The sequence below is a fragment of the uncultured Kluyvera sp. genome (assembly GCF_902485085.1).
GTDB lineage: Bacteria > Pseudomonadota > Gammaproteobacteria > Enterobacterales > Enterobacteriaceae > Kluyvera > Kluyvera ascorbata.
In genome coordinates this window covers 111,691-123,211 of sequence record NZ_CABTJS010000105.1, presented here as the reverse complement: position 1 = coordinate 123,211, position 11,521 = coordinate 111,691, and the positions used below count along the sequence as shown (strand labels likewise).

Below are 11,521 nucleotides of genomic sequence, written 5' to 3'. Positions count from 1 at the left end.
TTACCGCCAGCAGCGCACGGGCAATTTCCACCATGCGCTGATTCTTATCCATCGCCATTTTGCGCAGACAGTGCCAGGCCTGTTCTTCGTTCATATGACGGTGGGTCATCAGCACGCTTTTGGCTTTATCAATCAGCCGACGCTCCTCCAGCGTATCCTTGAGCGAGGCTAACTGACTGGAGAGTTGCTCCAGCTCCCGCGCCTGCTGGCGTACCAGCGGCAAAAGCTGGCGGTCGAGATGCAGCACCATGTTATCGCTGGCCGGATCGTCACCCACCGGGTCCAGCGCCTGTTGCTCTTCATCATCCAGCAGCAGGTCATCCACCGCCGTCATCAGTTCGCTAATCAAGGCTTCTTCAAGCCCGCGCATTTGCTCCAGACGCTGGGTTTGCAACTGGAACCAACGCAGCGCGCTGGCACCATCGTCCGCCGGGGGCTGGCGAGTGCAGGCAATGCGTCGCAACTGTTCAATGGCGATGCTCGCCTGACACTCGGTATAAAACAGCATCTTAAGCGGGCTGGTCGCCAGCGATAAAAAACTGTCAAAACAGGGTTGTTGACCGTCGATGCGATCCACCAGCCGCTGGCGCAGTTCGCTGCTAAAGCTGCCCTGCGCAAAACCCTGCGCTCCTAGCGCGCGCTCCTGTCCCACCAACTCTTTACCCTGCATAAAGCTGTACAGCGCCACCAGACGCCCGGCAAGCGTCGGGTCATCAATACTGTCGTTAAGCTGTGGGATGATATTCAGCAAATGGCGGATAGTGCGGTTGAACTGGCTGGATGCGGTTTCGGCAGAGACCTGCTGGCTGGCAACGCTCTCTCTCAACGAAGGCACCTGCTCCAGCGACCAGACCGCGCGGGCGATGCGCTGGCATAAACCGCTGGCAGAGGGTAAGTATTGCGGCTGGAGATGAGCCAGCAGTTGGCGAATCTGTTCATCCACCAGTGCCGCGCTGGCACGACGCTCGGCGGCGTATAATCGCCCCTGCGAACATAACCATATGTTGGACGCCCCGCGTTCACACTGTAACATGTGCACCACGTGGCTTAACTGGCTGACCAGTTGCCCCTGCTGCGCCAGCTGTTGGAGCTGTGTTTTCTGCACCTGACGCGCGTAACGAAACCACTCGATAGCGCCGGGTGTATCATCTTCACGGTTTATCATGCGCTCTCCCGTTAGAGGATTTGCTTACCATCCTGATGTCTAGCAATAACCGTGCCTTAAAGGAGTTCAGATGCAACGTATTGTCATTATCGCCAACGGGGCTGCCTACGGCAGTGAGTCGCTGTTCAATAGTCTGCGTTTAGCCATTGCCCTGCGCGAGCAGCAGGACGACCTGCAGCTTCAGCTTTTTTTGATGTCTGACGCCGTGACGGCGGGCCTGCGCGGGCAGAAACCCGCCGAGGGCTACAACATTCAGCAGATGCTGGAAATTCTCACCGCTCAGGGAGTTCCCGTGAAATTGTGTAAGACCTGCACCGACGGGCGCGGCATCACCGCCCTGCCGCTGATTGACGGCGTGGAGATTGGTACGCTGGTCGAGCTGGCCCAGTGGACGCTGGCGGCCGACAAAGTGCTGACCTTCTGATTTAGCATCGTCAAAGCCCCAATCAGCGCAGCCCGCTAAAACCATGGCCATTTAAAGGATATTATTTCACCTTTGTGACGTTCCTCACCGATTTGTCACGATAGCTGAATGCATTCAGGGATATTGTCATTTTTGTTGAAGTGTTACGGCATTTTTTGATCAAAATCAGCATCGGTGTGGTCAGGGTTTGGTGTTATGCGATGAGTGATTTGTGAACAACATCACAGGCAGGATTAACGCGTAGGGAGTGCGTAGACTCATTTGCAGCGGAGTATTTTGGCGATGGTAAAAGCAAGTTTGACGTTATTTGGTGGGGATACAGTCGTGGTGCGTTGTTCTGAGCGTTGCCATATTCATTTGATGAGCACGCAGAAAAACACCAGCAGCTGCGGTTCTGATATTTTAAGCGTGCAAAACGAAGAGAAAGCGTACCTGACCGTGCCTTACAGCGGGACCTGGAATGTGCTGATCGACAGCCACAGCCAGTCTCTTGAACACTCCATCAGCTACGTTGCCGCCTGATATAGAGCATGTAGGCCGGATAAGCGAAGCGTCATCCGGCATTCAGCCCCGAAAGCACGCACTTGCGGGGCTTTTCTTTATGCCACGCCCGGCTGATTAATTCCCACCCACCAGATGCCGCACGTTGTTAATCAACTCATTCAGGCCGTCATCCTGCATCCCCAGCTTTTGTAGCTCCTGCTCCAATGAGAAGAGATACTGCGCATTGGTACCTAATGGGCCGCTGGCGCGGGCAATCAGCGGGGCAATCAGCTGCACGCTGGTATCTGACTCATACAGCGGGTGGCGCGGGTCCATGATAAACACCAGCGCGTTGACCGTCCGGCCATCGTCCAGCGCCAGCTTGCACCAGGTGGGCAGATAGCAGCCGGTGATCATCTCGCGCTTCCACAGCAGCGACAGCTCGTTTTCAATTTCATCATCCGGCAGACGGTAGGCCACACCAGTGGTGCGACCGCCCTCTTTCAGCGCCAGCATACGACCCGGCTGACAGGCGCTACCTCGCCCCGCCGTCAGACGCAAACAGAAAGCACGATGCCAGCCCACCAGGGTACCGGTGACCGACTCGCTAAAATTCAGCGCCGGGTTCCACATCAGGGAGCCGTAGCCAAAAATCCACACCGGGCCGTTATCAGGCCGACAGGCCAGCGTCGCCGCCAGCGACGCTGCGCGCTGCTCAGCGGACCAAAGCAGAGATTCCTCAATGGCGCCAAACGCCGTTGTACAATCCGCCTTCATTAAGAAATCACGCGTTAACACTTTAAACCTCCACCGCCACTTCTCTTCCCTGCTTCACATGCGTTCTTACGGGAACGGATGGCGACCTCCGGAGCTGTCTTTGATGAAATATTATCCAGCTTTATGGTTCAGGATGCAATTTGTCTCCCATTGCGATCCTCGGTTCAAGCGGGTTTTACCGATAAGTAAAATAGGAAATCCAGCGCATTAATACGCTGTTATTTAAAAAATATTTAGTCAGTACTTTATATTATAGCCATCTATTAGAAAAAAAAGCGTTATGGGTAAACTTTAGTAAAAAATCGCATTCTGAACGCTAAAATTTGTTAATTTACGCTGCTGATTTTTTCTATAATTATAAATACCTGCAGATATGGAGACAAACATGACCCACGCACAAGAGGCGGTGAAAACTCGCCATAAGGAGACGTCGCTTATTTTCCCGCTGGTGGCACTGGCAATTCTGTTCTTCTGGGGAAGCAGTCAGTCATTGCCAGTGGTCATTGCTATCAACGCTATGGCGTTGGTCGGTATTCTCAGCAGCGCCTTTAGCGTCGTTCGTCACGCGGACGTGCTTGCGCACCGTTTGGGTGAGCCGTACGGTTCTCTGATTTTAAGTCTTTCCGTTGTTATCCTAGAAGTGAGCCTGATTTCAGCGCTTATGGCAACCGGCGATGCCGCGCCAACGTTGATGCGCGATACGCTCTATTCCATCATCATGATTGTAACCGGCGGCTTAGTCGGCTTCTCGTTATTGCTCGGCGGACGTAAATTTGCCACGCAATATATGAACCTGTTTGGCATCAAGCAGTATTTAATTGCCCTGTTCCCGCTCGCTATTATTGTACTGGTATTCCCGACCTCACTGCCGGGTGCCAATTTTACGATTGGTCAGTCGCTGCTGGTGGCCTTAATTTCTGCCGCGATGTACGGCGTGTTTTTACTTATTCAGACCAAAACGCACCAGAGTCTGTTTGTCTACGAGCATGAAGATGACAGCGACGATGATGACCCACACCACGGTAAACCTTCGGCGCACAGCAGCCTGTGGCATGCGGTATGGTTGATTGTGCATCTGGTTGCGGTTATCGCGGTCACGAAAATGAACGCCAATCCGCTGGAGACGCTGCTGACCAGCATGAACGCACCGGTTGCTTTTACCGGCTTCCTGGTCGCACTGCTTATCCTCTCGCCGGAAGGTCTGGGGGCATTGAAGGCGGTACTGAACAATCAGGTACAGCGCGCGATGAACCTGTTCTTTGGCTCGGTGCTGGCGACCATCTCGCTGACCGTGCCGGTGGTGACGCTCATTGCGTTTATGACCGGGAACGAGCTGATGTTTGGCCTGGGCATGCCGGAGATGATTGTGATGGTCGCCTCGCTGGTGCTTTGCCATATTTCCTTCTCGACCGGGCGTACCAACGTGCTGAACGGCGCGGCGCATCTGGCGCTGTTTGCGGCGTATCTGATGACGATTTTTGCCTGAGTGCTGTTCCCGGCGGCGCTTCGCTTAGCCGGGCTACAGACGATTTGCCATCCAGCAACCATGACAAAAAAGCCGACCCCAGGGTCGGCTTTTTTATTCATCAGCAAAACTTATTTGCTGGTATCCAGCTCATCGAAGCCTTTTACCAGGTCATCGATAGCTTTCATTTGTTTCAGGAATGGTTCCAGCTTATCCAGCGGCAGCGCGGACGGGCCGTCACAGCGTGCGTTTTCCGGATCCGGATGCGCTTCAATGAACAGACCAGCGATACCCACCGCCATGCCCGCGCGCGCCAGCTCGGTAACCTGAGCACGACGACCGCCGCTTGCTGCACCAAACGGGTCGCGGCACTGCAGGGAGTGGGTAACGTCGAAGATAACCGGGGAGTTGTTGGACGCTTTTTTCATCACGCCAAAGCCCAGCATATCCACAACCAGGTTATCGTAACCGAAGTTAGAACCACGGTCGCACAGAATAACCTTGTCGTTACCGCCTTCGATAAACTTGTCGACGATATTACCCATCTGGCCAGGGCTTACGAACTGCGGTTTCTTCACGTTGATGACTGCGCCGGTTTTCGCCATCGCTTCAACCAGGTCAGTCTGACGCGCAAGAAACGCTGGCAGCTGAATAACGTCAACCACGTCAGCAACCGGCTGTGCCTGGCTTGCTTCGTGAACGTCGGTGATGATTTTCACGCCGAAGGTCTGCTTCAGCTCCTGGAAAATCTTCATCCCTTCTTCCAGGCCAGGACCACGGTAAGAGTGAATGGATGAACGGTTGGCTTTATCAAAAGAGGCTTTAAATACGTAAGGGATGCCCAGTTTCTGAGTCACGGTCACGTAGTGTTCGCAGATACGCATCGCCAGGTCACGAGACTCCAGCACGTTCATACCGCCGAAGAGAACAAACGGCAGGTCGTTTGCTACTTTGATATCACCAATGCTAACCACTTTTTCTTTCATAAGATCGCCTTGTTAGGGAATTTTCCGCGATTATAACCGCGTTTGTCGCTAATTAGTGAAGCGTAATTTGTTTATGCGAGATGGTATTAATCTGCGCGCGGATCATTTCGCTAATCGGGTCTTCCGGACATTGCTCAACGAAATAATTCAAATCATTCAGCGCGATATGTTCACATTCAAGCTGCGCATAGATTAGCCCACGGTCACGAATTTCGTACGGGTCTTCCGGGTTAAACTGCAGCAGCGTCTGGCTAGCGCCCAGCGCAAGCTCCATCTGCCGCTCTTCCATCAACGCCGATTTCAGCGTATCCAGCAGCTTGCGAACAACCTCGGCGTTGTCTGCTTCATCAAGGTCTTCATTAAACAGCTCGGCCATCGGGCCAATATTACCTTTCAGCCACACTTCCAACGTGTGCTCATCAAGCGTGTCGCCGTTAAACGGGTTAATCAGCCACATCTCCGCATCGTCTACATCAGCACGCAGCAGTAATTGCGTTGGGAAGATAACGGGCACCACCGGAATATCAAGGTTGCCGGCGATCCACAGCATTATCGCCCCCAGCGTCACCGCGCTACCGCGACGGTTCTTCAGCACCTGATCCAGCCACAGTGCGTCTGAAAGGCGATATTTGCCCGAGGAATCGCTGAAATTCCACTCATGATAGAAGAGTTCAATCAGACGCTCCATCTGGCGCGGTAACGGCCAGGCTGGGCTGATCTCTTCACGCGCAAGCGCCACCAGACACTCGAGCTGTTCACGCACCACCTGCGATGGGAAATCATCACGAATGAATTCGGAAATCAGGATCATGCCGTCGCATAGCGGCGCTTTATTAAATTCAAAATCAGCCAGTGACTTCATACCCTACCCTAACAGCGGAACTTTAGTGATGGCGAGTTTAACGATGATGCACAACACCACCAACGCCAGCAGAAAGGCAACAAACCGGCTCTGCTGACTGCGCGGTCGACGACGACCCAGCGCAACAAACCCTAAAACGATGTAGACGATAACGCCAAACAGCTTCTCCGTCAGCCACGTCCCTTCTTCGGTGAATGGGAAATAGCGCGTCATCACCATTAGCGCCACACCGCTGAGCAGCAAAAGGCTGTCGACGCCATGCGGCAGTACGCGCACCCAGCGCGCATCAAACAGCGGGCTTTGATGGTGTTTCCACCAAAAGCGCAGTGCGAAAAAGCTCACCGAGACGATAGCCGCCCCAATGTGCAAATAGAGCACCCATAAAAACAGATTCATCCGTGTGCCTCCACGTTACCAGGCCACTGTGCCAGCGTCAGGCGGTCATTGTCGCCGTAGTCGCGGCAGGTTTCAGCCTGAAGATAGCCAGCGGACGTAAACAGCTCACGCACCGCGGCGCCCTGCTTCCAGCCGTGCTCCAGCAGCATATAGCCACCGGGTTCCAGCCACGTACGTCCCTGGATGATGATATGTGCCAGGTCAGCCAGACCGTTATCCCCCGCCACGAGAGCCGTTTTCGGCTCAAAACGCACATCCCCCTGCGCAAGATGTTCATCCTGCTCGTCGATATACGGCGGATTGCTGACGATCATCGCAAAACGCTGCTCACCCAGCGCGCTGAACCAGTCGCTTTGCAGGATAGTGACGTTATTAATGCGCAGATTATCGGCATTACGCTGCGCCAGCGCGACAGCATCGGCAACATAATCTACGGCGGTAAGCGTACAGTCGGGGCGTTCGCTCGCCAGCGCCAGCGCCACCGCACCGGTGCCGGTGCCAAGGTCAAGAATACGGCACGGCGTCGACGGCAAACGCGCCAACGCCTGTTCAACCAGACATTCGGTATCCGGGCGCGGGATAAGCGTAGCGGGAGAGACAAACAGCGGCAACGACCAGAATTCGCGCGTGCCCACCAGATGGGCCACGGGCTCGCCGTTCACGCGACGGGCCAGCAGTTGCGCCAGCGTTTCAGCCTGCGGCGCAGTCAGCTCGGTTTCATCGAACGCCAGGATATAGGTTCGTGCTTTACCGGTTACATGTCCCAGCAAGATTTCCGCGTCACGACGAGGGCTTTCGCCACCCTGTAGCGCCGTCACGGCCTGCTGCAGCCATTGTCGATAAGTCATCATTCCTGCTCGGAAAGCGCCGCCAGCTGGTCGGCCTGGTATTCCTGCACGATAGGCTCAATCAGCATATCCAGCTTACCTTCCATGGTTTCATCCAGACGGTAAAGCGTCAGGTTGATACGGTGGTCGGTCACGCGGCCCTGCGGGAAGTTATAGGTCCGGTTACGGTCGCTGCGGTCGCCGCTGCCCAGCAGGTTACGACGTTCGGAGGCTTCAGCCTGCTGACGACGGGCAATTTCCGCCGCGCGAATACGCGAGCCCAGCACCGACATCGCTTTGGCTTTGTTTTTATGCTGGGAACGTTCATCCTGACATTCCACCACGATGCCGGTCGGCAAGTGGGTAATACGGATAGCGGAGTCGGTGGTGTTAACGTGCTGACCGCCCGCGCCCGAGGAGCGGAAGGTATCGATACGCAGGTCCGCCGGATTGATATCCGGTAATTCCGCTTCCGGTACCTCTGGCAACACGGCCACGGTACAGGCGGAGGTGTGAATACGCCCCTGAGATTCGGTGGCCGGAACGCGCTGCACGCGATGGCCGCCGGACTCAAATTTCAAACGACCGTAAACGCCTTCACCGCTGATTTTGGCGATCACTTCTTTGTAACCACCGTGCTCACCTTCGTTGGCGCTCATGATCTCGACACGCCAGCGGCGCGATTCGGCGTAGCGGCTGTACATGCGGAACAGGTCGCCGGCAAAAAGCGCGGCTTCATCACCGCCGGTACCGGCGCGTACTTCAAGGAAGGCATTGCGTTCGTCGTCCGGATCGCGAGGCAGCAGGAGTACCTGAAGCTGTTGCTCCAGTTCTTCTTCTTTGGCTTTGGCTTCCTGCAACTCTTCCTGCGCCATTTCGCGCATTTCCGGGTCGTCGAGCATCATCTGGGCAGTTTCAATATCGTCCTGAACCTGACGCCAGTCGGTATAACAGCGAGCCACGTCGCCCAGCTGTGCGTATTCGCGGGACAGCGCGCGGAAACGGTCCTGATCGGCAATAGTTGCTGCGTCTCCGAGCAGCGCCTGAACTTCTTCATGGCGCTCGTAGAGAGCTTCCAGTTTAGCAACAATAGAAGGCTTCATTGGCGTAAATGCACCTTGTTATAAATAGAGTTGTGCTACTCCAGCCCGAGGCTGTTGCGCAGAATATGCAGGCGTTCGTCATCCCCGTCACGGGCGGCCTGCTGAAGAGATTTGGTTGGCGCGTGGATCAGGCGGTTGGTTAACTTGCGCGCCAGATCCTGCATGATGACCTGCGGATCGCCACCCTGTTCGAGTGCGGCGATCGCTTTAGCGGTGAGTTCTTCACGCGCCGTTTCAGCCTGGGAGCGATAATCACGGATGATCTCACTGGCGCTTTGCGCGCGTAGCCAGGCCATAAACTCACTGGTTTCCTGCTCGACGATGGTTTCAGCCTGTACCGCGGCGGCTTTACGCTGCGCGAGGTTATTCTGAATAATGTTTTGCAGGTCGTCCACGCTGTAGAGATAGGCGTTAGCGAGTTTCCCCACCTCTGGCTCTACGTCGCGTGGAACGGCAATATCCACCAGCAGCATCGGCTGGTTGCGACGCGCTTTCAGCGCGCGCTCCACCATCCCTTTACCGATAATTGGCAGCGGGCTGGCGGTAGAACTGATAATGATGTCGGCCTCTTTCAGGCGTTCATCGACGTCGCTCAGCGCGATCACTTCGGCTCCGACCTCATCGGCCAGCACCTGTGCGCGTTCGCGGGTACGGTTGGCAATCACCATTTTTTTCACGTGATGTTCGCGCAGATGGCGCGCCACCAGCTCGATGGTTTCACCCGCACCCACCAACAGTACGGTGACCGACGAGAGCGATTCGAAAATCTGTCGCGCCAGAGTGCAGGCCGCAAACGCCACCGACACCGCGCTGGCGCCGATATCCGTTTCCGTGCGCACGCGTTTGGCAACAGAGAAGGATTTCTGGAACATGCGTTCCAGCTCACTGACGTGCAGATGCCCGCGGCTGGAATCAGCAAACGCTTTTTTAACCTGCCCTAAGATTTGCGGCTCACCCAATACCAGCGAGTCCAGTCCGCTGGCAACGCGCATCAAATGGCTGACGGCGTCGTTGTCCTGGTGCCAATAAAGGCTCTGGCGCAGTTCTTCTTCATTCAGGCCGTGGTAATCGCACAGCCAGCGAATAATCGCTTCATGCTGATTATCCTGCTCTTCTACGCTGAGGTAGAGTTCGGTGCGGTTACAGGTCGACAGTACCACGCCTCCTTGCACCATTGGCTGAGCCAGCAGGCTCTCCAGCGCCTGGTCAAGCGTATCTGGCGAAAACGTCACACGTTCTCGCAGCGCTACCGGGGCTGTTTTATGATTGATGCCAAGAGCTAAAAGGGTCATTGTGCGGGAGTAGTACCAGCGTTGATAAGGTTAGTCTGAGCGCATCATACAGGATGCGCGAGATCAATAAAAGGGACGCCCCCCTTTTGGAGTAATAGGCGGGCTTGGTTAATTTTATGATTTAAGACAACTTGAGCGTAGACGCTGCCCGCAGGCAACGCTAGCATTAAGCGTTATCACTGCAACGCATTTCAAGGATTGTCATGTCTGATTTCCGCCTGATTCGTCTGCTGCCGCTGGCAGCCCTGGTCCTTACCGCCTGTACCACCACTGCGCCAACGGGCCCGGGCAAAAGCCCAACCGCCCCTGAGTGGAAGCAGCACCAGCAAGAGGTCCGTCAATTAAGCCAGTATCAGACCCGCGGCGCGTTTGCGTATCTGTCCGACCAGCAAAAGGTTTACGCTCGCTTCTTCTGGCAGCAAACCGGCCAGGACAACTATCGTCTGCTATTGACCAACCCGCTTGGCAGCACTGAGCTTGAGCTGATTGGTAAACCGGGTTCCGCACAGCTGACCGATAACAAAGGCCAGCACTATACCGCCGCCGACGGCGAAGAGATGATTGGTAAGCTTACCGGGATGCCCATTCCGCTCAACAGCCTACGTCAGTGGATCCTCGGCCTGCCGGGCGACGCTACCGACTATAAGCTCGATGACCAGTATCGCCTGAGCGAGCTCAACTACACCCAGAACGGGAAAACCTGGAAAGTGGTGTACGGCGGCTATGACAGCAAAACCAAACCGGCCCTGCCGTCTAACATGGAACTGACCGAAGGTTCACAGCGCATCAAGCTGAAAATGGATAACTGGATCGTTAAATGATGACCCGTTGGCCCTCCCCGGCAAAGCTGAACTTGTTCTTATACATCACCGGGCAGCGTGCGGACGGTTATCACACGTTGCAGACGCTGTTTCAGTTTCTCGACTACGGCGATACGCTGACCATTGTGCCGCGCCAGGATGGTCAGCTGCGGCTGCTCACCCCCGTGGACGGCGTGCCGAACGAAGAGAACCTGATTATTCGCGCCGCGCGCCTGCTGATGAAAACCGCCGCCGATAGCCAGCGTCTGCCTGAAGGCAGCGGCGCGGACATCAGCATTGATAAGCGCCTGCCAATGGGAGGCGGCCTTGGCGGCGGTTCATCTAACGCCGCTACCGTGCTGGTTGCGCTTAACCATTTATGGCAGTGCGGGCTCTCGGATGATGAGCTGGCGACCATTGGCCTGACGCTCGGTGCCGATGTTCCGGTGTTCGTCCGCGGTCATGCGGCCTTCGCTGAAGGGGTTGGTGAGGTGCTAACGCCGGTAGAAGTTGCGGAAAAATGGTACCTTGTGGCCCACCCCGGTGTCAGCATTCCAACTCCGGTTATCTTCCGCGACCCGGAGCTGCCACGAAACACCCCGGTCAGGTCAATAGAAACGTTATTAAATTGTGAATTCGGCAATGATTGCGAGGTTATCGCAAGAAAACGTTTTCGCGAGGTTGATGATGTGCTTTCCTGGCTGTTAGAATACGCGCCGTCGCGCCTGACTGGAACAGGAGCCTGTGTCTTTGCTGAATTCGACACGGAACTCGCTGCCCGCCAGGTGCTTGAGCAAGCCCCGGAATGGTTGCAAGGCTTTGTGGCGAAAGGCGTAAACCTTTCACCATTGAAGCAAGCCCTGCTCTGATTCATTCGTTTTTCGTCAGTCATGCTGACGAAAGAAGAATAGTGATGAGTAACCAAGCCGGGCAAACTGAGC

Annotated in this window: 13 protein-coding genes; 5 read left to right on the top strand and 8 right to left on the bottom strand. The window is 55.4% G+C overall.

Features of this window, described 5'->3' with window-relative positions; genetic code table 11:
• On the bottom strand, positions 1 to 1,165 hold a 1,165-nt coding region (locus RDN66_RS12825), incomplete at its 3' end, for a nitrate- and nitrite sensing domain-containing protein (protein WP_308537898.1).
• Positions 1,166 to 1,235: 70 nt separating this feature from the next.
• Between RDN66_RS12825 and RDN66_RS12820 the strand changes: the two genes are divergently transcribed.
• Together RDN66_RS12820 and RDN66_RS12815 are read left to right on the top strand one after the other, a co-directional pair.
• Positions 1,236 to 1,589 (top strand): DsrE/DsrF/TusD sulfur relay family protein, encoded by a 354-nt coding sequence (locus RDN66_RS12820; protein WP_035891545.1) that lies wholly within the window; start codon positions 1,236 to 1,238, stop codon positions 1,587 to 1,589.
• Positions 1,590 to 1,865: 276 nt separating this feature from the next.
• A complete protein-coding gene (locus RDN66_RS12815; RefSeq protein ID WP_123652480.1) occupies positions 1,866 to 2,111 on the top strand; it encodes a DUF1883 domain-containing protein in 246 nt (81 codons plus the stop codon).
• Positions 2,112 to 2,207: 96 nt separating this feature from the next.
• On the opposite strand, the gene RDN66_RS12810 is transcribed toward RDN66_RS12815, so the two are convergent.
• The gene (locus tag RDN66_RS12810) at positions 2,208 to 2,870 is read right to left on the bottom strand and encodes a gamma-glutamylcyclotransferase (RefSeq protein ID WP_202217801.1); all 663 of its coding nucleotides are present in this window, start codon (positions 2,868 to 2,870) and stop codon (positions 2,208 to 2,210) included.
• Between the two features lie 364 nt (positions 2,871 to 3,234).
• Between RDN66_RS12810 and chaA the strand changes: the two genes are divergently transcribed.
• Complete coding sequence (chaA, locus tag RDN66_RS12805; RefSeq protein WP_035891548.1) at positions 3,235 to 4,335, top strand: sodium-potassium/proton antiporter ChaA; 1,101 nt, start codon at positions 3,235 to 3,237, stop codon at positions 4,333 to 4,335.
• 110 nt (positions 4,336 to 4,445) lie between these two features.
• Here chaA and kdsA read toward each other — a convergent pair whose 3' ends face one another.
• The 6 genes from kdsA to hemA are packed head-to-tail and all read right to left on the bottom strand — an operon-like array spanning position 4,446 to position 9,780.
• Positions 4,446 to 5,300 (bottom strand): 3-deoxy-8-phosphooctulonate synthase, encoded by an 855-nt coding sequence (kdsA, locus tag RDN66_RS12800; protein ID WP_035891549.1) that lies wholly within the window; start codon positions 5,298 to 5,300, stop codon positions 4,446 to 4,448.
• 52 nt (positions 5,301 to 5,352) lie between these two features.
• Positions 5,353 to 6,162, bottom strand: a complete 810-nt coding sequence (gene sirB1, locus RDN66_RS12795) for an invasion regulator SirB1 (RefSeq protein ID WP_035891553.1) — start codon at positions 6,160 to 6,162, stop codon at positions 5,353 to 5,355.
• Positions 6,163 to 6,165: 3 nt separating this feature from the next.
• The gene (gene sirB2 / locus RDN66_RS12790) at positions 6,166 to 6,558 is read right to left on the bottom strand and encodes an invasion regulator SirB2 (RefSeq protein WP_308537897.1); all 393 of its coding nucleotides are present in this window, start codon (positions 6,556 to 6,558) and stop codon (positions 6,166 to 6,168) included.
• Positions 6,555 to 7,406, bottom strand: coding sequence for a peptide chain release factor N(5)-glutamine methyltransferase (gene prmC, locus RDN66_RS12785; RefSeq protein WP_202217800.1), 852 nt, complete (start codon positions 7,404 to 7,406; stop codon positions 6,555 to 6,557). Before prmC ends, sirB2 begins: the two co-directional genes overlap by 4 nt.
• Positions 7,406 to 8,488, bottom strand: a complete 1,083-nt coding sequence (prfA, locus tag RDN66_RS12780; protein WP_035891560.1) for a peptide chain release factor 1 — start codon at positions 8,486 to 8,488, stop codon at positions 7,406 to 7,408. Before prfA ends, prmC begins: the two co-directional genes overlap by 1 nt.
• Before the next feature lie 35 nt (positions 8,489 to 8,523).
• Positions 8,524 to 9,780 (bottom strand): glutamyl-tRNA reductase, encoded by a 1,257-nt coding sequence (hemA, locus tag RDN66_RS12775; protein WP_123652483.1) that lies wholly within the window; start codon positions 9,778 to 9,780, stop codon positions 8,524 to 8,526.
• A gap of 197 nt (positions 9,781 to 9,977) precedes the next feature.
• Here hemA and lolB point away from each other — a divergent pair, with 197 nt between their 5' ends.
• Both lolB and ispE read left to right on the top strand, forming a co-directional pair.
• Positions 9,978 to 10,601: a lipoprotein insertase outer membrane protein LolB gene (gene lolB / locus RDN66_RS12770; RefSeq protein WP_035891565.1), complete on the top strand. Its 624-nt coding sequence runs from the start codon at positions 9,978 to 9,980 to the stop codon at positions 10,599 to 10,601.
• Positions 10,601 to 11,449: a 4-(cytidine 5'-diphospho)-2-C-methyl-D-erythritol kinase gene (gene ispE / locus RDN66_RS12765; RefSeq protein WP_202218103.1), complete on the top strand. Its 849-nt coding sequence runs from the start codon at positions 10,601 to 10,603 to the stop codon at positions 11,447 to 11,449. The genes lolB and ispE overlap by 1 nt, the downstream gene beginning before the upstream one ends.
• Positions 11,450 to 11,521: the final 72 nt, after the last annotated feature.